At 73.9% G+C, this 22,370-nt stretch carries 14 protein-coding genes; 7 read left to right on the forward strand and 7 right to left on the reverse strand.

The window, feature by feature from the left end; all coding sequences use genetic code 11:
• Positions 1-150 precede the first annotated feature (150 nt).
• The 3 genes from prfB to D7318_RS17830 all read right to left on the reverse strand — a co-directional run bounded on the left by prfB (position 151) and on the right by D7318_RS17830 (position 4,383).
• Positions 151-1,257 (reverse strand): peptide chain release factor 2, encoded by a 1,107-nt coding sequence (gene prfB / locus D7318_RS17820; protein ID WP_120698097.1) that lies wholly within the window; start codon positions 1,255-1,257, stop codon positions 151-153.
• 24 nt (positions 1,258-1,281) lie between these two features.
• On the reverse strand, positions 1,282-2,568 hold the full coding sequence (locus tag D7318_RS17825) for a serine/threonine-protein kinase (protein WP_120698098.1): 1,287 nt from the start codon (positions 2,566-2,568) through the stop codon (positions 1,282-1,284).
• Positions 2,569-2,682: 114 nt separating this feature from the next.
• Positions 2,683-4,383: a serine/threonine-protein kinase gene (locus D7318_RS17830; RefSeq protein WP_120698099.1), complete on the reverse strand. Its 1,701-nt coding sequence runs from the start codon at positions 4,381-4,383 to the stop codon at positions 2,683-2,685.
• Between the two features lie 408 nt (positions 4,384-4,791).
• Here D7318_RS17830 and D7318_RS17840 point away from each other — a divergent pair, with 408 nt between their 5' ends.
• The 5 genes from D7318_RS17840 to D7318_RS17860 all read left to right on the forward strand — a co-directional run bounded on the left by D7318_RS17840 (position 4,792) and on the right by D7318_RS17860 (position 13,481).
• Entirely contained in the window at positions 4,792-7,248 is a 2,457-nt protein-coding gene (locus tag D7318_RS17840; protein ID WP_120698140.1) for an FHA domain-containing protein, read from the forward strand.
• 184 nt (positions 7,249-7,432) lie between these two features.
• The gene (locus tag D7318_RS17845; protein ID WP_120698101.1) at positions 7,433-8,803 is read left to right on the forward strand and encodes an ABC transporter substrate-binding protein; all 1,371 of its coding nucleotides are present in this window, start codon (positions 7,433-7,435) and stop codon (positions 8,801-8,803) included.
• Between the two features lie 27 nt (positions 8,804-8,830).
• A complete protein-coding gene (locus D7318_RS17850; RefSeq protein WP_120698102.1) occupies positions 8,831-10,132 on the forward strand; it encodes a carbohydrate ABC transporter permease in 1,302 nt (433 codons plus the stop codon).
• Positions 10,129-11,055, forward strand: a complete 927-nt coding sequence (locus D7318_RS17855) for a carbohydrate ABC transporter permease (protein WP_120698103.1) — start codon at positions 10,129-10,131, stop codon at positions 11,053-11,055. Before D7318_RS17850 ends, D7318_RS17855 begins: the two co-directional genes overlap by 4 nt.
• Before the next feature lie 185 nt (positions 11,056-11,240).
• The gene (locus D7318_RS17860) at positions 11,241-13,481 is read left to right on the forward strand and encodes a bifunctional glycosyltransferase/CDP-glycerol:glycerophosphate glycerophosphotransferase (RefSeq protein WP_120698141.1); all 2,241 of its coding nucleotides are present in this window, start codon (positions 11,241-11,243) and stop codon (positions 13,479-13,481) included.
• Here the strand turns inward: D7318_RS17860 and D7318_RS17865 are convergent.
• A complete protein-coding gene (locus D7318_RS17865) occupies positions 13,462-14,403 on the reverse strand; it encodes a class I SAM-dependent methyltransferase (RefSeq protein ID WP_230423839.1) in 942 nt (313 codons plus the stop codon). The two genes, D7318_RS17860 and D7318_RS17865, sit on opposite strands and share 20 nt — an antisense overlap.
• A 127-nt stretch (positions 14,404-14,530) precedes the next feature.
• On the opposite strand from D7318_RS17865, the gene D7318_RS17870 reads away from it, so the two are divergent.
• Entirely contained in the window at positions 14,531-15,145 is a 615-nt protein-coding gene (locus D7318_RS17870; RefSeq protein WP_120698104.1) for a helix-turn-helix domain-containing protein, read from the forward strand.
• Between the two features lie 14 nt (positions 15,146-15,159).
• Here the strand turns inward: D7318_RS17870 and D7318_RS17875 are convergent, their stop codons facing one another.
• The 3 genes from D7318_RS17875 to D7318_RS17885 form a co-directional block, all read right to left on the reverse strand.
• Positions 15,160-20,124 (reverse strand): NAD-glutamate dehydrogenase, encoded by a 4,965-nt coding sequence (locus D7318_RS17875; RefSeq protein WP_120698105.1) that lies wholly within the window; start codon positions 20,122-20,124, stop codon positions 15,160-15,162.
• Positions 20,125-20,410: 286 nt separating this feature from the next.
• Positions 20,411-21,109, reverse strand: coding sequence for an HAD family hydrolase (locus tag D7318_RS17880; protein ID WP_120698106.1), 699 nt, complete (start codon positions 21,107-21,109; stop codon positions 20,411-20,413).
• Between the two features lie 67 nt (positions 21,110-21,176).
• Entirely contained in the window at positions 21,177-21,680 is a 504-nt protein-coding gene (locus D7318_RS17885; RefSeq protein ID WP_120698107.1) for a DUF6912 family protein, read from the reverse strand.
• A 205-nt stretch (positions 21,681-21,885) separates the two neighbouring features.
• Here D7318_RS17885 and D7318_RS17890 point away from each other — a divergent pair, with 205 nt between their 5' ends.
• Positions 21,886-22,350: an Rv3235 family protein gene (locus D7318_RS17890; protein WP_220729680.1), complete on the forward strand. Its 465-nt coding sequence runs from the start codon at positions 21,886-21,888 to the stop codon at positions 22,348-22,350.
• Positions 22,351-22,370 lie beyond the last annotated feature (20 nt).

Consider the following 22,370-nt stretch of genomic DNA (forward strand, 5'->3'; position numbering starts at 1 on the left):
CAGGGAGCCGTCGGTCTTCCTCACACGGCCCTCGCGCATCACGCACCCCAGAACACAGGCATGCCAAGCGAACAGCTTTCCCGTTGAGCCGACAGTCGTCAAGCAGGATGTCCGCTAAATACCAACCCGACGGTGGAAGTTGCGTGAAGGTTACTTCTCGCGCTGTTTGCGCCAGCGGATTCCGGCTTCGAGGAAGTCGTCGATATCGCCGTCCAAAACGGACTGGGGGTTTCCGACTTCGTGTTCCGTCCTGAGGTCCTTGACCATCTGGTACGGCTGAAGGACGTAACTGCGCATCTGGTTCCCCCAGGAGTTGCCCCCGTCGCCCTTGAGGGCGTCCATCTTGGCCTGCTCCTGGGCCCGTTGGTGCGCGAGCAGCCGGGCCTGGAGGACGCGCATGGCCGCCGCGCGGTTCTGGATCTGGGACTTCTCGTTCTGGCAGGAGACGACGATGCCGGTCGGCAGGTGGGTCATCCGGACCGCGGAGTCCGTGGTGTTGACGGACTGTCCGCCGGGGCCCGATGAGCGGAAGACGTCGACCCGGATCTCGTTCTCCGGGATCTCGATGTGGTCGGTCTGCTCCACGACGGGCAGCACCTCGACGCCGGCGAACGACGTCTGGCGGCGGCCCTGGTTGTCGAAGGGGGAGATGCGCACCATGCGGTGCGTGCCCTGCTCGACGGACAGCGTGCCGTAGGCGTAGGGCGCCCTGACGGTGAACGTCGTCGACTTGATCCCCGCCTCCTCGGCGTACGACGTGTCGAGCACCTCCGTGGAGTACCCGCGCCGCTCGGCCCAGCGCAGATACATGCGCTGGAGCTGCTCGGCGAAGTCGGCCGCGTCGACGCCGCCCGCCTCGGCCCTGATGGAGACCATGGCCTCGCGCTGGTCGTACTCCCCCGAGAGCAGCGTGCGCACCTCGAGCTCGGCCACGGCCTTGCGCACGGACTCCAGCTCGGCGTCGGCCTCGCGGCGGGCGTCCGCGTCGTCCTCGGACTCGGCCAGCTCGAAGAGGACCTCCAGGTCCTCGATGCGGCCGTGCAGCTCCTCGGTCTTGCGCAGCTGGCCCTGGAGCAGGGAGAGCCGGCTGGTGACCTGCTGGGCGCGCTCGGGGTCGTCCCAGAGGGTGGGCACGGCCGCCTGCTCCTCGAGCGCGGCGATGTCAGCCCTCAGCCGGTCGAGGTCGATCACGGCCTCGATGGACTCCATGGTGGAGGTGAGGGACTTCAGAGCTTCGGAAACGTCGACGACTGCCACACCCCCCAGCGTAACCGCTGGGCGTCAGGGCTCACCCGGCTCGTCCAGCCGCTCGACGACCCCGGGGGGAGCGCCGTTGTCCCCGCTGTCGCCGTCGCCGCCGGAGAACAGCAGCCAGCCGCCCACCGCGCCCGCGGCGAGCAGCGCCGCCGCCGTGACCGCGAGGCGGCGCCTGCGGCGGGCCGCGGCGCCGTGCCGGGCGGAGCCCGCGCGGGGCGCCCCCGCGGGGCGGATGACGCGGGCGGTGCCGTGGGCCCCGCCGGCCAGCTCGTCGGCGTCGGGGACCCGCATGCGGGTGTGCGTGGCCCGCTCCGAGTCGGGGGCCGCGCCCCGCACCAGCGGAACGGCCACCCGCTCGGGGCCCTGGTCCTCGTCCGCCGCCCCTGCCGCGTGCGCGGCGGCGGGGGCGGGCTCGGCCTCGGGGGTGGGCTCGGCCAGCGGGTCGCCGATGTCCAGGGGCGGAAGACCGGCGACGGCGGGCAGCAGCTCGCGGAGCCTGGAGGCCAGCTCGGCGGCGCGCAGCCGGGAGGCGGGCGCCTTGGCGAGGCACTGCTGGATCAGCTCCCACAGCTCCGCGGGGACGCCGGGCAGCGGGGCCGCGGTCTCGGTCACCTGGCGGCGCAGCACGGCGCCGGGGTGGCCGCCGCCGAAGGGCGTGAACCCGGCGAGCAGCTCGTACAACACGGTGACCAGCGCGTAGATGTCCACGGCGGCGCGCGGGGGCAGGCCCTCGACGATCTCGGGGGCCATGTAGTCGGGGGTGCCGACGACGCCGCCCTTGCCGCCGTGCCGGGGCTCGTCGATGAGCTTGGCCACCCCGAAGTCGGTGAGCAGCGCGGTGAATCCGCGTCCCGCTCCCTCTCCGCGGCCCCCTTCGACGGGGTCGAGCAGGATGTTCTCCGGCTTGACGTCGCGATGGACGATGCCCGCGGCGTGCGCGACGGCCAGGGCGCTCGCCACCTCGGCGGTGAGCGCGACCGCGTCATGGGGGGCGAGGCGGCGCTCGCGGTCGAGGTGGGCGCGCAGGTCGGGGCCCCTGACCAGGTCCATCACGAGGGCGATGTCGCGGCCCTCGGGCCCTTCGGAGACAAGGAGGTCGTGAACGCCGACGATGTGCGGGTGCTCGAGGCCGAGGAGGGCGTGCCGCTCATGGGCGAAGCGCTCGGCGAGGTCGGGGTCGGCCGCGAGGTCCTCGCGGAGCACCTTGATGGCGACGGGCCCCTCGGGCCCCTCCCCGAGCCACACCGTCCCTGCGCCGCCGCGGCCGAGGACGCGGTGAGTGGTGTACTGGCCACCGATGTTCCGTGCCATGGCGTGAGGCTACGACGCCGCTCCGACAGCGGGAGGACGCCCCGCCCGTTGTGCCCGGTTTTAGTGGGGTGCTCCGGCGAAATTCAACCCCCGGAAGTCGATAAATCTCCGGGGTCATTGGTTATTCGAGATGTTCTCCTCGATCTCCTGGCGCTGCTGATCGGCCTCCTCGATCAGACCCATCCATTCGCGAACGTCGTCGAACCAGTCCTGGGTCGCCTCCCAGAAACTCCGGCCGTCCGCAATCCAGTCCTGGAGCGGTGTGAAGTTCCACACGAGAAAGCCGATGACCACGAGGATCAGCACCATGAACAGGCAGCCCTTGAGGCAGCCAAGTCCCGGGATGCGCATGGGGTTCGCGCTGCGTGACCGGGAGCGCGGCTCGCGGTCCCGGCGCGGGGGCTCGGCGTCGCGCCTGCGGGGCTGGGGCTCCTGGTACGGCGGCGGCACGGGGCGCTGGTACTGCTGCGGCGGCGGGTAGGGCGCCTGGGTCTGCTGGTACTGCGGGGGGTAGCCGTAGCTCTGCTGCTGTTGCGGCTGCGGCGGGGGGACGGGGCGGCGCTGCGGGCGCCGTTGCGGCTGGCGCTGGGGCGCGCGGTGCAGCGGGTCCTCGCCGGGGGCGACCGGCGGCTGGACGCGGGTGGGTTCGTTCCGGTCGCGGGCCGCGCGCATCTGGTCCTGCCAGGGGTGCGGGCCATCGGGCTCGGACGGGCCCCCGGCGGGCATGGCGCGGGTGGTGTTGACGTCGTCGGCCCCGCTCCGGCCCGGCTGGGGCAGGACGCTGGTCGCGGCGAACGGGTCGGGGGCGGCCGAGCCGCCCGGCATCGCGCGGGTGGGCTCGGCGGACCCGGCGGGCGTGATGCCCGTGCCGACGACGCGGATCGGCGTGGGGTCGGGGGTCAGCAGCGCGGTGACGCCGAGGGCGGCGGTGCGCTGCTCGGGGGTGGCGTGGTCGGTCAGCCCGGCGGCGACGGTGCGCAGGGCGCGGGCGAGGCTGGCGGCGGCGGGGCGCTCGTCGGCGTTCTTCCGCAGGCAGCAGTCGATGACGGTCCACAGCGGGCCAGGGACGCCCTCGGGCTGCCTCGGCTCCTCGGTGATGTGCCGCTGGAGCACCTGGAGGGTGCTGCTGCCGCTGAACGGCGGGTGGCCCGCGACCAGCTCGTACAGCAGGATTCCGGCGGCGTAGACGTCGACGGCGGAGGTCTGGGGGCGGCCCTCGGCGGACTCGGGCGCGACGTACGAGGGGGTGCCGACGAACTCGTGGGCGCGCGTGACGCCCGGGGAGTCGGCCAGGCGCGCGATGCCGAAGTCGGTGAGCATCGGGCGCAGCGGGCCGTCCTCGTCGTTCGCGCCCGCCAGCAGGACGTTGGCGGGCTTGAGGTCGCGGTGGACGACGCCCTTGGCGTGCGCGGCGGCGAGCGCGTCGGCGATCTGCGCGGTGAGCAGGGCGGCGGCGACGGGGCTGAGGGTGCCCCGCTCGTAGAGGTAACGGTGCAGGTCGGGGCCGTCGATCAGGTCCATGACGAGGGCGATCAGCTCGCCCTCGACGACGAGGTCGCGGGTGCGCACGATGTTGTCGTGGGAGTCGCTGCCGAGGCGCAGCAGGACGGAGCGCTCGCGCAGGAAGCGCATCACGACGTCGGGGTCGTGGGCCAGCTCCTCCTTCAGCACCTTGACGGCCAGGGGCTCGCCCGCCTGCCCGGTGACCGCCGCCTCGTCCCCGGCGGCCTCGCGCTGCCGCCCCCGCCAGACGGTGCCGGTCGCGCCGCGCCCGATCGGCTCCTCAAGCAGATACTTGCTGCCTACCGGCCGCACGTGTGCTCCCTGATGCTTCGCTGGTGGTGTCGAGACCCGAGCCACCTACTGTAGTGGCGCCTGCCCGGTGGGCGGGCGGCCATGTGTTCGGGGCGGTCCGTGGCCTCGACGGGGTTCCCGCCCGGGGGGACGCTCGCGCGGCGGCGCGCGGTTGCGAGGGCGGGGAACGCGGCGTTCAGGCCGGGGAGCAGTCCAGAAGCGGTCGAGATGGCGATGGGAAACGCCCAGAAGCGGTCAATCAAGATCATCGGGGGCCGGGGGCGGAGCGAGCTGTCAGCGGCGGGTGCGAGGATGTTTTCAGCATCACCATCCGATGCGACGACTCGTGCGGTCGGGCTTGCGCGGTCGGCTCGCGCGGTCGGGGGTGTGGCGGGCGGATGGGCGAGGTGACCGGGAGGGCCGATGCCGATTCAGATCAGGTTGACCGTTCTCGGACACGGTGACGCCGAAGGCGGCACCGACGTCCAGGTCACCGCCCCCGACGGCACCCCGCTCGACGCGGTGCTCGGCACCCTGGCCACGACGGTGGCGCCGGGCGCGAGCGTGCCCGCCGTGGTGTTCTGCGAGGACCGGCGGCTCGACCCCAGGCGCACGGCGCTCGGCAGCCCGCCGCTCGTGGACGGCGCGGTGCTGGCGTTCCACCGGCCGCTCGACGCCGCTCCCGTGCCCGCTCAGGTGCCCGCGACGGTCCTGGTGGTCGCCGGGCCCGACGCGGGCGGCGTCCACCTGCTGCGCGGCGGGGAGGCGCGGGTGGGCAGGTCGGCCGAGGCGGATGTGCCGCTCGACGACCCCGACGTCTCGCGGACGCACTGCGCGATAGCGCTCCACCCCGACGGGTCCGTGACCGTGACCGACCTCGGCTCGACCAACGGCACGCTGCTCGACGGCGCGCCCGTGCGCCACGGCCCCGTGCCCGTGCGGTCGGGGGCGCTGCTGCGCATCGGCGAGTCCGTGCTGCGGGTCGTCGCGCGGCGGGCCGCTCCGCCGCCGGTGCCCCCGCGGCCGCCGGCCCAGGTGCCAGCGCAGCGCGGGGGCGGGCGGCGCGGCCTGGCCGAGTGGGCGCGCGAGCGGCTCGGGGGCGCGGCGCCCGAGGCCGCCGAGCCCGTGCGGCCCGCGCCGGGCGGGGCGGTGCGCCGCGGTGAGGCGGCCGAGGCCAGGTGGCCCGACCTGGCCGCGGTGCTGCTGATGGCGCTGGACCGGGGGCCCAGGCTGTGGGAGCGCGGCGCGGCCCACCCCGACGCGTTCACCGTCAGGCTGGGCGCGGCCCAGCAGGCGCCCGACGTGCTGCCGCCCGTCACGGTCTCCCTGACCGACGCGGGCTCGCTCGGGCTGGTCGGGCCGCGCGAGCGGCTGGCCGGCGTGGCCAGGGCCGTGGTGGCGCAGCTGGCCGCCTCGCACCCGCCGGGCGCGCTCGAGCTGGTGGCGCTGGCCCCGGGGCGGGCCGACGCGTGGTCGTGGCTCGGCTGGCTGCCGCATGTGCGGCCCGAGCGCGGCCAGGACTGCTCGCTGCTGCTCGGCTTCGACGCCCGCCAGGTGGCGGCCAGGCTACGGGAGTTGACGCGGCGGCTCGGCGTGCCGGGGGACGGGCGGCGCACGGTCGTGCTGGTCGACGGCGATCCGGGCGGCGCGGACACCAGGGCGGCCCTCGACCGGCTCGCGGCCGAGGGGCCCGCGGCGGGCATCCACCTCCTCGTGCTGGCCGAGGCGCCGTCGGCCACGGCGTCCTCGCCGCTGGCCGAGACGCTGGCCGCCGCGTCGGCGGCCGTTCCCGCGCTGCGGGACTGCGGGACGGTCGGGGTGCTGACGGGGCCCGTGGCCACGGCGCTTCGGCTGGTCGGCGCGGGGGGCGTGCCGGGGCCCACGGCGGGCGCGGACGCGGTGTCCCCGGCGTGGGCCGAGCGGTTCGCGCGGGCGCTCGCCCCCGTGCGCGAGGACGCGGCCACGCCCCCGCCGCCCTCGGCGAGCGCGCTCCCCGAGAGCTGTCGCCTGCTCGACGCGCTCGAGCTGGCCCGGGTCACCCCGGGGGCGCTGCGCGAGCGCTGGGCGCGGCGTTCGGGGCTGCCGCTCGTGCTCGGCACGGCGGCCGAGGGGCCGCTCGCGCTCGACCTGGCGGAGGCGCCAGGACCGGTGGCGGTCGAGGGCGCGCCGGGCTCAGGGCGCACGGAGCTGCTGAGCGCGCTCGCCGCGTCGCTGGCCACCGGGGCGGGCCCGGGAGACCTGTCGCTGCTGCTGGTCGAGGGCGCGGGCGAGGGGCTGCGGCCCTGTGCGGAGCTGCCGCATGTCACCTCCTACGTGGGGGCGACGGACCCGGTGCGGATGCGGGCGTTCACCCAGGCGCTGCGCGACGAGCTGAAGCGGCGGGCCGCGGTCGCCGCCGAGGGCGGCCCTGGCGGGGGCGTCGGGGCGCTGCCGTGGCTCGCGGTCCTCGTGGACGACTTCGACGCGCTGACCTCGCCGCCGCTGGGGGCGCCGGGGCGGCCCGCCGCGGGGTCGGTGGTGCGGGCGCTGGACGCGGTGGTCCAGGACGGGCACACGCTGCGGGTGCGGCTGATCGTCGCGGGGGCCCTGCCCGGCGCGGCGATACGCCTGGCGCTGACCGGCGGGCCGGTGGGCCGCGCCGAGCTGCGGCGGCCCTCGGCCCCCGCCGTTCCGTTCCAGGCGGGCCGGGTCACCGCGCGCATCCCGCGCACCTCGACGCTGCGGCCCACCGTGACGCGGCTCGACTGGGCCAGGGCCGGGGATCCGCCCGCCCGGCGCCCGGTCAGGGAGCTGGGGAACGGGCCGACCGATGTCGCCCTGCTGGCCAGCGCCGCGGCCCGCGCGGCGCGGGGCGAGCGCGCCGCCACCCCGGCCACCCTGGTCTGACAGGTCCGGTGAAGATCGCCCCCTGGCGGTAACATCATGATCACAAAGGGCACTTGACATGTGCCGGACCCTTGCTCGTTCCTCTGGTAGCGCGTAGGAAAGTCCCCCGTAGGACGTGCGGCGTGGCAGGCCCTGCGCTTGGTAGGGCATCGGCCGCACCTGATTCGGGTGAGGGCGGTGCTCAATGCGCGGTTCGGGCCGGGTTTCCCGGCGGAGAGCCACTCGTGCGGCAGCGGCGTTGGTCGCCGTGTCCGCGCTGACGCTGACGGCGTGCGGTGACGACGGCGACGGCGAGCGCGGCGAGAGAGAGTCCACGATCGAGCTGCCCGATCTCAGCGGCCAGCGGATCGAGGTCTCGGCCGTCTGGACCGGCGCCGAGCGGGACAACTTCGAGGCGGTGCTCGACGAGTTCGAGTCGCTCACCGGCGCCACGGTGAGCTTCGTGCCGAGCGGCGACAACGTCTCGCAGTTCGTCGGCACGAAGATCGAGGGCGGCTCGCCGCCCGACGTGGTGATGGTGCCCCAGCCCGGCGTGCTGCGGGAGTTCGCCGAGAACGGCTGGATAGCGCCGGTCGACGACGCGGTGCGGCAGCAGCTCGACGCCAACTTCACACAGGGCTGGCAGGACCTCGGCTCCCACGAGGGCGAGCAGTACGGCGTCTATGTCAAGGCCGCGAACAAGTCGCTCGTCTGGTACAGCCCCGCGGCGTTCGACTACGCGGGCGTCGAACCACCCGCGGACTGGGACGGGTTCGTCTCCACCGCGTGGACGCTGTGGGAGTCGGGCACCACGCCGCTCTCGGTGGCGGGCGGCGACGGCTGGACCCTGACGGACTGGTTCGAGAACATCTATCTCTCCGTGGCCGGCGGCGAGATGTACGACCGGCTCGCCGCCCACGAGATCCCGTGGACCGACCCGAGCGTCACCGAGGCGCTGACGGCCCTCGGCGAGGTCTTCGGCGAGTCCAGGCTGCTGGCCAACGGCACCGGTGGCTCGCTCCAGACGATCTTCCCCGACTCCGTCACCCAGACGTTCATCGACCTGACCACGCCCGACGCCGGGATGGTGTTCGAGGCGGACTTCGTCGGGGCGGTCATCAACGACACCACCGACGCGGTCATCGGCGAGGACGCGCTGGTCTTCCCGTTCCCGCGGGTGGGCGCCGGGGACGCCCCGGTGGTCAGCGCGGGCGACGCCGCGGTGGCGGTGGCGCCGAGCGGCGAGGCGTCCGAGGCGCAGCAGGCGATGCTGACGTTCCTCGCGTCGACGGACGCGGCGCGCATCTGGGCCGAGCGGGGCGGCTTCATCTCGCCCAACAAGTCGCTGGAGTTCGAGGCGTACCCCAACGACGTGCAGCGCGGCATCGCCGAGGCGCTGATCGCGGCGGGCGACGACTTCAGGTTCGACCTGTCCGACCAGACCCCGGCGGCGTTCGGTGGCACGACGGGGCAGGGCATGTGGCGAGGGCTCCAGGACTTCCTGGCCGACCCCGACGACATCGAGGGGGCCCAGGCGTACCTGGAGTCCCAGGCCGCCGACGCCTACGGCGACTGACGACCAGACGGACGGAGACAACTTCCCATGGCATCCGGCAAGGTGGCGGTGATCAGGGCGCGGCCCTGGGCGGTCGCGTGCTTTCTGCTGCCCGCGCTGCTGCTGCTCGGCGCGCTGGTCCTCTACCCCATCGGGTACTCGGTGTGGCGCAGCTTCTTCGACGCGTCGGGCGACTCGTTCGTGGGCCTCGACAACTTCGTGGAGCTGTTCACCAACGACGGGATCAGGACAGCACTTCAGAACAACCTGATCTGGATCGTGGTGGCCCCGACCGTGGCCACGGCGCTCGGTCTGGTCTTCGCGGTGCTCACCGAGCGCATGCGGTGGGCGACGGCGTTCAAGCTGATCATTTTCATGCCGATGGCGATCTCGATGCTGGCCGCGGGCATCATCTTCCGGCTGGTGTACGAGCAGAACCCCGACCGGGGTGTGGCGAACGCGGTCATGACGACCGTGCACGACACGTTCACGGACGGCTCGTCCTGGCCCGACGCCCAGCCGCGCCCCGATGGCCCGATCGAGGCACAGGAGGACGGCTCCTATGTCCTGCTGCCGCCCGCCGAGGCGGGCGGGACGGCGCTGCTGCCGCTGGTCGCGGTCCCGCAGCCGGAGCTCGAGGACGCCGACACGGCGGCGGTGCCCGAGCCCGCGGCCGACGCGGTCACGGGCACGGTGTGGATGGACTTCACGCGGGGCGGCGGTGGCACCCCCGGCGCCATCGACCCCGAGGAGAAGGCGCTGGCCGGGATATCCGTCGAGGCGGTGGTGGACGGCAGGGTGGTCGCGGAGGCCGAGACGGCGGCGGACGGGACGTTCTCGCTGCCCGCCGAGGCCGACGGCGCCCAACTCCGCATGGGCGCCGACAACTTCTCGGCCCCCTACAACGGCGCCGACTGGCTCGGCCCCTCCCTGATCACCCCGGCGATCATCGGCAGCTATGTGTGGATGTGGGCGGGCTTCGCGATGGTCCTCATCGCGGCGGGCCTGGCCAGCGTTCCACGCGAGACGCTCGAGGCGGCGCGGGTCGACGGCGCCAACGAGTGGCAGGTCTTCCGCCGCATCACCGTCCCGCTGCTCGCCCCTGTGCTCGCGGTGGTGATGGTGACGCTGATGATCAACGTGCTGAAGATCTTCGACCTCGTCTATGTCATCGCGCCGACGGCAAGCCAGGACGAGGCGAACGTGCTGGCCCTTCAGCTCTATCTGTCGTCCTTCGGCGCCGACTCCCACCAGGGGGTGGGCAGCGCGATCGCGGTGGTCCTGCTCCTGCTGGTGCTGCCGGTGATGTTCATCAATCTGCGTAGGCTGCGACGGGAGAACGCGCGGTGACCACTCCCACCAAGACCGCTCAACTACCCGAGCCGGCGGACGCCCGGCCGGTCTCCCCCGTGGGACCGCCGAAGCGCTCGGTCGCCTCCCGGCTCGCCTCCATCGCCGCGGGCGGCGGCGTGCGGGTCGTCCTCGTCGTGCTCGCCGTGGTGTGGCTGCTGCCGACCGCGGGCCTGTTCGCGTCGTCGTTCCGCGACGCCAGGGACATCGCGTCCACGGGCTGGTGGGAGACGCTCACGGATCTCGACCAGCTCACCTGGAGCAACTACGACGCGCTGCTCTCCAGCGACAACTTCACCGGCTCGATCTGGACCACGGTGGCCATCACCGTTCCCTCGACGTTGCTGGTGATCGTCCTGGGCTCGGCCGCCGCCTACGCCTTCGCCTGGCTGGACTTCCCCGGCCGCGACTGGTGGTTCCTGCTGGTCGTCGCCCTGCTCGTGGTGCCGGTGCAGGTGGCGTTGATCCCGGTGGCGCGGCTGTTCAACACGCTCGGCATCTTCGAGACGACGCTCGGCGTGGTCATCTTCCACACGGCCTTCGGGCTGCCGTTCGCCATCTTCCTGCTGCGGAACTTCTTCGCGGAGATACCGCGGGAGCTGCTCGAGGCGGCGCGCCTCGACGGGGCGGGCGAGCTGCGGCTGTTCACCCGGGTGGTGCTGCCGCTCGGCGGCCCGGCGATCGCGGCGCTCGCGATCTTCCAGTTCATGTGGGTGTGGAACGACATGCTGGTCGCGCTGATCTTCGCCGACTCGGGCTCGCCGCCCATGACGGTGGCGCTCCAGCAGGAGATGCGGCAGCTCGGCAGCAACTTCGACGTGCTGGCGCCGGGTGCGTTCCTGACGATGGTCATCCCGCTGGCGATCTTCTTCGCCTTCCAGCGGCAGTTCGTGTCGGGCGTGATGGCGGGCGCGGTGAAGTAGGGCCTCTCCTTCGGCCGATCCGGAGGGCCGACCCGGGGGGCCGGGTGGCGGCGCCGGGTCGGCCGAACGGGGGAAAGGGCGGCCTCCAGGGCGCCGGTTCCCCCGAATCCCCGCCCCGAAGGGCGATTGTCGGATGGTCGGTGTATCCCGATGCCTTCGCCCTCCGGACGCCCCTGGATGTCGCCGTGCCCCGCTTCAGCATCATCGTCCCCGCCCACCGGATCCAGGCCCAGCTCCCGGCCTGCCTCGCGTCCGTACGCTCCCAGGACTTCGGGGACTTCGAGCTGATCGCCGTGGACGACGCCTCCCCCGACGCCTGTGGCGAGATCATCGCCGAGGCCGCCGCCGACGACCCCCGCGTCACCGGGCTGCGCATGGAGCGCGCCGTCGGCCCTGGCCCCGCGCGCAACGCCGCCCTCGACCGGGCCAGGGGCGACTACGTCCTCTTCCTCGACGGCGACGACACCCTCGCCCCCGGCGCCCTGGCGGCCGTCGCCGAGCGCCTGACCGCCACGGGCGGGCCGGAGCTGCTGCTGTTCGACCATGTGCGGATCGCATGGCACGGCGCGAGCGCCCCGGGCACGCGCCCCGGGCTTCTCACCCAGCGCGCGCCGGGCGCGTTCACCCTGGCCGAACGCCCCACGCTGCTGCGCCTGCCACCCGTCGCGTGGGGCGCCGCCTACCGCCGCGACCTCGTCGAGGGGCTCGATCTGCGCTTCCCCGCGGGGCACTACCAGGACCTGCCGTTCGTCTACGCGGCGCTCGCCGCGGCCGCCTCCGTCGCCGTGCTCGACCGGGTCTGTGTGGAGCACCGCGGCCGCAGGACCGGCGGCAGGACGCGGACCGCGGGCCGGGGCCACTTCGACGTGCTGACGCAGTACGAGCGCGTCTTCGCCCGGCTGGCCGCGCTGCCGGGCGGCGACCGGTGGCGGCCCGCCGTCCACCGCCGCATGGTCGACCACCTCACGGCCGTGTACCACGCGAAGGACCGGCTGCCCGCGGCCGACCGCGCGGAGTTCTTCCGGCGCGCCGCCGCGCTGTGCCGCCGCCACAGGGCCGCGTCGGGCGCGACCGCGATCGGCGGGCGCCGACGCCCCGGGCCCCGCGCGCTGCTGATGCGCCTCGGCGCCCGGCGCGCGTTCCAACTGCTGGGCGCCTGCCAGCGGTTGACCCGGCGGCTGCGCGCCCGCGCGCGAGGGCGGCTGCGCGCCGGGCTGCTGCGCGCGCACTACCTGGTCCAGCGGCGCCTCCCGGTGAACCACCGGCTCGCCGTCTTCACGAGCGTCGGCGGCCGCAGCGGCCACCCGGCCGCGATCGAGGCCAAGCTCCGCGAGATGGCACCCGGCATCCGCACCGCCTGGGTCGCCGCGCCCGGCGAGCACACCCGCACCGACGGGCCCGCGCCCCCCGGAGGAAACGCGCCCCCCGGCGACCGGCTCGTCCCCGGCACCGCGCCCTACTGGACCGCCATGGCCCGCGCCCGCTACCTGATCAGCGACAACGGCTTCCCCGACGCCCTCAGCCCCCGCGCGGGACAGCTCCGCCTCCAGACCCACCACGGCACCCCGCTCACCCACACCGGGCTCGACGCGGCCCCGCGCGACCTGCCGCGCCTGCTGCGCCAGATCGACAGCTGGGACTACTGCCTCTCCGCCAGCCGCCATGCGACCCTCGCCACCGAGGGCGCCTATCCGGCGGACTATCTGACCCTGGAGTTCGGCTCCCCCCGCGCCGACCTCTTCCACACCGCCACGGGCGAGGACGTGCGCCGGGTGCGGGCCGAACTCGGCGTTCCCGACGACGTGTTGGCGATCCTGTACGCGCCCGCGCGGCGCGGCTACGACCGGGGGCGCCCGCCGCGTCTCGACCCGCGGTGGCTCGCGCGGGCGCTCGGCCCCGGCTTTCTGCTGCTGGTGCGCGCCCCCGGTGTGGCGGCGGGCGCGGGCGCCGGCGTGCTCGATGTCTCCGCGCACCCCCGGATCGAGGAGCTGTGCCTGGCGGCGGACGCGCTGGTCACCGACTACGCGCCCGTGCTGTTCGACTACGCCAACCTCGACCGGCCCATCGTCCTGCACGCCGACGACTGGGAGGCGTACCGCGCGGTGCACGGCGCCTATCTCGACCTGCCCGCCGCCGCCCCAGGACCCGTGACGCGCACCCCGGCCGAGCTGGCGGCGGCGCTGTCGGGGGCGGCGCTGTGGACCGGTCGCGATGAGGCGGCGCGGCGGGCGGCGTTCCGGCGGAGGTTCTGCCCGCACGACGACGGGTACGCCGCCGAACGCGTCGTGCGCCAGGTCTTCTTCGGCGGGCGCGGCATCCCGCCGACCGTGCCCGAGGCCGAACGCCGCCCGGCCCCCGCCGCGGTCACCCCGCGCCCCCGGCTCTCCCCCGCGCCGGGCGGCGGGCTCAGGAGGCGGGTGGGGTGAGGGCGGTGTGGACCGTGGAGGCCGTCAGATAGAACGCGTCGGGGCGCGTGAGGATCCCGTCGGGCGCGAGCAGCGCGTCGAGCGCCGCGCGGTCCTCGGGTGCGAGCCGGTCGCCGTCGTTCCCCCTGATCCGGGTGAGGTGGGCGTGCAGATAGGCGCGGCCCACCTCGCCGAGCGGCGCGGGGTGGTCGATCAGGAAGCTGCGGCTGCCCGCGGGGGCGAGCCCGGCGGCGGTCAGCAGCGCGGGCCAGTCGTCCACGGCGTCCACCGCGCCCGGCAGCTCCGCGCGCATCTCGCCGAACCACTCGTCGCCCGCCGCGTCGAGCCTGGCCTGGAGGCCGGGGCGGCCGACCCCCGGGTGGCTCGGCAGGAACCTGACGGGCAGCCCGCCCTCGCCCACCGCGAGCAGCCCGCCAGGGCGCAGCACCCCGCCGAGCGCGGCCAACGCCGCCCGCTGGTCGCCCACATGGTGCACAAATCTGCTCGTCCAGATCAGGTCCACGCCGCCGAACGCGTCGAGCCCGCCGGGCAGCTCCGCCCGGTGGACGCGCACACGGTCGCCGAGCCCGAGGCGCTCGGCGCGGGCGGTGGCGCGTTCGAGCAGGCCATCGGCGCCGTCGACCGCGACCACCTCGGCGCCGGGGAACGCCTCGGCCAGCACGCATGTGCCCACCCCCGGGCCGCTGCCCACGTCCAGGATCAGGCGGGGCTCCTCGGGCAGCCGCTCGCGCAGCCAGGCCGCGGCCTCGGCCACGGCGGGGCGGTGCAGCTCACCGCCGCGTTCCAGCTGGTCGGCCATGGCCTCCCAGTCGACGTCGTCGGCGCCGCGGCCATGACTGTGGGCATGGCCACGGGCATGGGCGTGGTCCTGGGTGTGCGGGTGGCGGTCGCCGTGCGGGGGGCCGTCTTCACTGCGGGTCAAGGTGTCCTCCTGGGGTGGTGGCTCACACGGGGTGTCGCGTCGGGGTGCTCAGGGCGAGCCTGGGCCGTGGCGGCGCCGGGAGCAACTCACGTTGCCATTTCCGGGACGCGCTCGCTTGAATGTCGCCATGACGGCTGACATGACCGAGGTGCTCGCCGGGGTCGGGCCCCGGCTGCGGCGGGTGCGGACGGCGCGTGGCGTGACGCTGGCCGCGCTGTCCGAGGCGACCGGGATCTCCAAGAGCACGCTGTCCCGGCTCGAGTCCGGACAGCGGCGGCCCAGCCTCGAGCTGCTGCTGCCCATCGCCCGCGCGCACCACGTGGCGCTCGACGAGCTGGTGGGCGCCCCCGAGACGGGCGATCCCCGCGTGCGCCTCGTGCCGCGCACGGTGCACGGCCACACCGTCGTCCCGCTGACGCGGCAGCCGGGCCCGCTTCAGGCGTACAAGATGATCATCCCGGAGCGGGGCGAGCCTGACCCGCGCACCCACGAGGGCTACGAGTGGCTCTTCGTGCTGGCCGGGCGGCTGCGGCTCGTGCTGGCCGAGCGGGACATCGTGCTCGGCCAGGGCGAGGCGGCGGAGTTCGACACCAGGCTGCCGCACTGGTTCGGCAGCGCGGACCCGCGGCCCGTCGAGGTGCTGAGCCTCTTCGGGCCCCAGGGCGAGCGCATGCACGTCCGCGCCCGCCCCAGGGCGTCCGGCCCCGCGACCGGATCCGCCTCCGGATCCGCGACCGGCTGAGGCCGCGGACCCCGCTACCGGTTGCTGCGCAGCAGCGTGCGCATCGTGCGCATGGCCACCGACAGGTTCGCCAGGTCGAAGCTCTCCGACGACTGGATCTCCCCCAGGGTGCCCCTGGCCCGGCCGAGGATCGCGGCGTTCCGCCGGGACCAGGCCGCGAACCGCTCCTCGGGCGACACGTCCGCCTCGCCCGCCGCCAGCACATCGGCCGTGACCAACTGGTGTGCGGCGTACAGGTCCTCGCGGATCGCCGTGCGCGCCATGGACTGCCAGCGGTCGGCGCGCGGCAGCTCGCTGATCCTGTTCTGGAGGTCGGAGATCCCCAGCTCGTCGCTGAGGTGGAAGTACACCTCGGCGACGTCGAGCAGCGGGCGCGCGGTGCGGTCGGCGACCGCCACGATGTCCAGCGTCGGGAACGCCGCCGAGAACCCCGCCACCCGCAGCGCCAGCTCCGTCGGGATGCCGCCCGCCACCAGCTCGTCCAGGCGCGCGGTGTGCCACTCCAGGTCGAGGCCGCGCAGCAGCTTCGGCAGCTCCTGCCAGACCTGCCCCACCCGGTCGGCGAACAGGTCGATCGTGTCGGCCAGCTCGAGCGGCTGCGGGCGGTTGTTCAGCAGCCAGCGGGCGCCGCGCTCCACCAGCCGCCTGGCGTGCAGCCGCAGCCGGGTCAGGACCTCGGCCTCCACCACGTTGTCCAGGCTCTCGGCCGTGTCCCAGATCTCGGCCAGGCCGAAGATCGCCCGCGCCGCGGTGTGCGCCCTGACGATCTCCTCGGTGGCCGCGCCCGACTCCTCCTGCATCCGGTGGACGAACGAGCAACCCGCCACGTTGATCGTGTCGTTGACCAGCAGGGTGGTGATGATCTCCCGGCGCAGCGCGTGCGTCTCGATCCGGTCGGGGAAGCGCTCGCGCAGCGCCGAGGGGAAGTACGCGTGCAGCAGGCGCCCGACATACGGGTCGTCGGGCAGCTCGGTGCCGAGCAGCTCGCCGGTGACCGTCAGCTTGGCGTACGCGAGCAGCACCGCGAGCTCGGGCTCGGTCAGCCCGCGCCCCGCGGCGCGCCGCTCGCGGAACTCGTCGTCGGACGGCAGGAACTCGAGCTCGCGATCCAGCCTGCCCTCCCCGGTGAGCCGGGCGATGAACCGCTGGTGGGCCAGGATCAGCCCGGGCGCGGTGGCGGCGCCGTTGGCCAGGGCGATGTTCTGCGCGTAGTTGTTCCGCAGGACGAGGGCGCCGACCTCGTCGGTCATCCGGGCCAGCAGGACGTTCCGCTGCTTGACCGTCAGGTCGCCGTTGGCCACCACGGCGTTGAGCAGGATCTTGATGTTCACCTCGTGGTCCGAGGTGTCGACGCCCGCGCTGTTGTCGATGGCGTCGGTGTTGCACCGGCCGCCCGAGACCGCGTACTCGATGCGGCCGCGCTGGGTCAGGCCGAGGTTCCCGCCCTCGCCGACGACCTTGGCGCGCAGCTCACGCCCGTTGACCCGGATCGCGTCGTTGGCCTTGTCGCCCGCGTCGCCGTGGGTCTCGGTCGCCGCCTTCACATAGGTGCCGATCCCGCCGTTCCACAGCAGGTCGACGGGGGCGCGCAGGATGGCCTGCATCAGCTCGGCCGGGGTGAGCGAGGGCGCCGAGCCCTCGATGCCCAGGGCCTGGCGCACCTGCGGGGTGACCGGGATGGACTTGGCCGAACGCGGGTGGATCCCGCCGCCCCTGGACAGCAGCGACGCGTCGTAGTCGGCCCACGACGAGCGCGGCAGCGCGAACAGCCGCCGCCGCTCGGCGAACGAGACCGCCGCGTCGGGGTCGGGGTCGAGGAAGATGTGCCGGTGGTCGAACGCGGCGACCAGCCTGATGTGCTCGGAGAGCAGCATGCCGTTGCCGAACACGTCGCCCGACATGTCGCCGATCCCCGCGACCGTGAAGTCCTCGGTCTGGGTGTCGTGCCCCAGCTCCCTGAAGTGCCGCTTGACCGACTCCCAGGCGCCGCGCGCGGTGATGCCCATGCCCTTGTGGTCGTACCCGGCCGAGCCGCCCGAGGCGAACGCGTCGCCGAGCCAGAAGCCGTACGAGACGGCGACCTCGTTGGCGATGTCGGAGAACGTCGCGGTGCCCTTGTCCGCCGCGACCACCAGGTAGGTGTCGTCGCCGTCGTGCCGCACGACGTCGTCGGGGGGCGCGACCCGGCCGTCCACCAGGTTGTCCGTGATGTCGAGCAGGCCCGAGATGAACGTCCGGTAGCACGCGATGCCCTCGGCCAGCCACGCGTCGCGGTCGGCGCCCGGGTCGGGCAGCCGCTTGCCGACGAACCCGCCCTTGGCGCCGACGGGCACGATCACGGTGTTCTTCACCTCCTGGGCCTTCACCAGGCCCAGGATCTCGGTGCGGAAGTCCTCGCGCCGGTCGGACCAGCGCAGCCCGCCGCGCGCCACCTTGCCGAAGCGCAGGTGCACGCCCTCGACCCGGGGCGAGTACACCCAGATCTCGAACGCCGGGCGCGGCTCGGGCAGCTCGGGGATGGCCTTGGGCTCGAGCTTCATCGACAGATAGGCGTGGGGCGCGCCGTCCCCGCCGCTCTGGAAGTAGTTCGTCCGCAGGGTGGCCTTGATCACCGTGAGGAACGCGCGCAGGATGCGGTCCTCGTCGAGGTTGGCCACGTGCTCGAGCGCGCCGTCGAGCTCCTCGAGCAGGCCGTCGGTCAACTCCCGGCCCGCGCCCTGGCGCTGCGGGGAGAGCCTGGCCTCGAAGAGGTTCACCAGGAGGCGCGTGGTGTGCGCGTTCTTCCTGAGGGTCGCCTCCATGCGCTCCTGGGTGAACCGCGCGCCCGCCTGCCACAGGTACTTGGCGTAGGCGCGCAGCACCATCGCCTCGCGCCAGGTGAGCCCGGCGGTGAGCACCAGGGCGTTGAACCCGTCGTTCTCCGCCGCGCCGGTCCAGGCCGCGGAGAACGCGTCCTGGAAGCGCTCCCTGCCGTCGCCCACCAGGCCGCCGGCCAGCCGCTCGGGGATCCGCAGGCCGAAGTCGTAGATCCAGGCGGTCGGTCCGCCGACGGGCCGCAGCTCGTAGGGCCGCTCGTCGACCACCTCGACGCCCAGGCACTGGAGCACCGGGAGCACCGCGGAGAGCGAGACGGGCTCGCCCGTGCGGTAGATCTTGAAACGCCGCTCGCCAGGACCCGCGTTCACCGGCTCGTAGAGGCTGAGCGCGAAGTCCCGCCCGGCGTCGGGGCGCAGGCCCGCGACGTACTGGAGGTCGGTCACGGCGACGCGCGGGGCGAAGTCCGCCTTGTACCCCTCGGGGAAGGCGTCCAGATACTGTCTGCCGAGCTCGGCGGCCTGCTCCTCGCCGCACTCGGCCGCGAGGGCGTCGGCGAAGCCGTCGGTCCACGAGCGGGAAGCCTCGGCCAGCCGGGTCTCGATGCGCTCCACGTCCGACTCGGTGAGCTCGGGCAGCTCGGTGCCCGGCTCGACGCGGACCACGAAGTGCAGCCGGGAGAGCACCGATTCGGTGTTCCACCCGCTGAAGTCCACGTTGGTGCCCGACAGCTCCTCGATGAGGATGTCGGTCAGCCGCAGCCGCACCGACGTGGTGTAGCGGTCGCGCGGCAGATACACCAGCGCCGAGTAGTACCGCCCGTACTCCTCCTGCCGCAGGAACAGCCGCAGCCTGCGCCGCTCCTGGAGGTGCAGCACGGATGTGGCGATGGAGCGCAGCGTGCCGACCGGCGTCTGGAACAGCTCGTCGCGCGGATAGGTCTCCAGGATCTGGAGCAGGTCACGGCCGCTGTGGCTGTCGGGCGCGAACCCGGCCGCCGCCAGCACCTTGGCGACATTGCGCCTGATGACCGGGATGCGGCGCACCGACTCGGTGTAGGCGGCGGCGGAGAAGAGACCGAGGAAGCGCCGCTCCCCCGTGACCCGGCCGTCGGCGTCGAACGTCTTGACCCCGACGTAGTCGAGATACGAACGACGGTGCACGGTCGCGCGGCTGTTGGCCTTGGTGAGGATCAGCAGCCTGGGCTCGCGCGCCTTGGCGCGCGCGGAGGGCGAGAGGCGGGCGAACGCCGCCGACGCGCTGGGGTACGGCGAGTCACGGTCGTGCGCGGGGTCGGAACGCAGGATGCCGAGGCCGGTGCCGGGGACGGCGCGCAACACGTCGACCGAGCCGTCCTCGCGCTCGCGCGCCAGCTCGTACTCGCGGTACCCGAGGAACGTGAAGTGGTCGGCGGCCAGCCACCGCAGCAGCTCCCTGGCCTCCTCGACGTCGGGCTCGGGCAGCGTCGCGGGCAGCGACTCGTCGGGGAGCCCCTCGGCGATGCGCAGCGCGGTGCCGCGCATCTTCTGCCAGTCCTCCACGGCCTCGCGGACGTCGCTGAGCACGGCCCGCAGGCCGGCCTCGATGCCGACGAGGTCGTCGTGGTCGGTCTCCAGGTCGATCTCGACGTGGATCCAGCTCTCGATCACCGCGTCGTCCGGCAGCTCGTCCGGGTCGTAGGTGGTCGCGACCGGGCCGTCGGGGTCACGGCCCGCGTCGAGCACCTCGAGCAACGTCCCCGTGACATCGCGCCGCACGACGATCTGCGGGTGGACGACGAGGTGGATCCCCCGGCCCTGCCGGGAGAGCTCGTTCGTCACGGAGTCGACGAGGAACGGCATGTCGTCGCTGATCACCTCGACGACGGTGTGGCTGCACGTCCAGCCCATCTCCTCGACCGTCGGGCTGTGCACGCGGATCCTGGCCGTGCCCTGCGGCCGCTCGGCGGCCAGCCGGTGCTGTGAGAACGCCGCGCCGTACAGGTCGACCGGGTCCCGCTGGACGATGTCCTCGGGGGCCACATAGAGGTAGTAACGCTGGAGGTACGCGACGACCGCCTCGGAGTCCAGGCCGTGTCCCGGGGGCCCTCCCGCGGTGCCACGGTCGGCCACCTGCGCGGCCTGTGTCAGTAGTTCAGCCTTGGCTTCGTCCAGCTTGCTGTGCATGTCCTCTTACTCCTGTCGCGCGCCGTTGCGTGACGTCGAGAAACGGTCACCGGGCGACGCTCGCTGTGATGGCATGGCCGCGCCCGGCGGAAGGAGTCAGTGGCCGAACAGCCCCGCGGGTACGCGGATTCCGGGGCGGGGCCGCGTCGCCTTCGCCCTGGCGTCCAGGCGCTGTCGCACTGATCACGACGACCAGGCTAGCGCCCCCGCGATAACGGGTGGGTCGACATCGGATGAAAAACGGAGTGCCGGTTCACCACTGGCTCGTGGGAAGCTCACCGGTCGTTCACATCCGCGCGAGCAGCTCCTCGGCCGTCCGCACCGCCTCGTCCAGCGTGTCCACCACCGGGACCCCCGCCGCGAGCAGGCTGCGCCTGCTGTGCGAACCCCCCGTGTACAGCACGGCCTTCGCCCCGGCGTGCGCGGCGGCGGCCGCGTCGTCCGTGGCGTCGCCTATCACCACCACGCGCCCGGGGTCGAGCCCGCTGGGCAGGGCGGATAGCGCCGCGAGGTGGCGCGCCATCTGCTCGGCCTTGCCCGTCACGACGCCGTCCGTGACGTTCCCGTCGACGCGCAGGAAGTGGCTGTGGATGCCGAGGCGCGTGACCCACGGCAGCAGCCGCTCATGGGGCGCGAGGGAGCACACCGACTGCGTGCGGCCCGCCTCCTGCCAGTCGGCGAGGAGCGCCGCGGCCCCCTCGGCGAGCGCGGCCGAGTCGGCCCGCGCGAAGTAGTGCCGGTGGAATGTGCTGTCCATCACAGCCCACTCCTCGTCGGTCGGCAGCCGGCCGATCAGCCGCTCGTAGAACCGCGGCACGGGCACGCAGTAGAGCTCGCGGTAACGCTCCAACGTGATGGGGGGTATGCCGATCTCGGCGAACGAGACGTTGGTCGCCTCGACCACCACGTCGATGTCGTGGAGCAGCGTGCCGTTCCAGTCCCAGACGATGTGGTCCGATCGCGTCGAGCCGTTCCGTGAAGCCATGCCTCGACAGTACGACGCCCCACCGACAATCGGTCCTGGAGCGACCGGCGTCGGGGAGCGGTCCGCGTCACACCAGGCGGTCGATCTCCTGCACGCCGTACCAGAGAAGCTCGTGGTCGGCGGCCCCGTCCACGACGAACCGCGCGTCGTCGTCGCCCTGGTCGGCCGCGCCCAACGCGTCGGCGGCGGCCCTGACATCGGGCTCGGCCTCGGCCGCGTCGACGTGCACGGAGGCCAGCGCGTGCAGCGGCACCGGCTCGGTCAGCCGCACCTCGCCCAACGCCTCGACCAGCAGCGCCTGATCGGGGTCGGCGACCGCGGCCCGGTCGGGCACGTCGGCCGCGGCGACGACCCGCCGCCTGGCCACGCCGGGCTCGGCGGCCACCAGCCGCAGCGACGCGGCGGCTGCCCTGTTGAGCGCGGCGTACTCCAACTCCTCCTCGTTGCCCGAGAGATACCACTCGCGCAGCGCGGGGGTGACGGCGTAGGCGGTCAACGGCACGGGGCCGAGCTTCTCCGTCCGGTGCAGCTCGGCGAGCGACGACAGCGTGAGGGGCACATAGACACGCATGAACGGCCCCTTTCGTGAAGCCCCGTTGTCGTGGGAGGGCGTGGGAACGGCGGACCTCGCCCCGGTCCGCGGGGCCGCTCACTGTACCAGTGCGGCGGGCGCTTGCCCCTGGGTGATCGGAGCCTTACAATCCGCGATAGTTACTCGTCGGTAGCTTGTTGCCGGGGCTCGGCCCCGGCGTTCCGTCATCGGGGGTGGTCCACTCGTGAAAACCGTCAGCCAGACCGGAAGGCAGACCGGCCATCGCGCGCCGAGAGGCCGCGCCGACCTGTGCCGCGGCGATGTCCGCCGCGTCGATTCCGGGCGCCCCGCGGGCCGCGTGCCGCTCGCGCGCCGCCCGCACCCCAAGCCGCAGGACTGGTTCGCCCAGCAGCTCGTGCTCGTGCTCAGCGGCCAGCGCCCTGTGCACTCGCTGATGGCGCACGCCCGCGCACGGGCCTACGACCAGCTGGTGCTGCTCGCGCCGCACGCCCCCCTGCGGCCACCGGCCGGCTGCCGGGCGCCGGTCATCCGCGGCGTCGGCGCGAGCCATCCGAGCAGCGAGGCCATCGAGGCGTTCGCCCGCGTCGCGGCGGGCGGCCGGACCCGGGCCCTGGCCTTCCGCCTCGAGCGCCGCCCCGGCACCGGCCACTGGCAGTGCTGCGCGGTCGAGCTGGACACGGTGCCATGAGCCCGGCGACCGGCCGCCGG

It is taken from the genome of Streptomyces radicis (assembly GCF_003626575.1).
Lineage (GTDB): Bacteria > Actinomycetota > Actinomycetes > Streptomycetales > Streptomycetaceae > Streptomyces > Streptomyces radicis.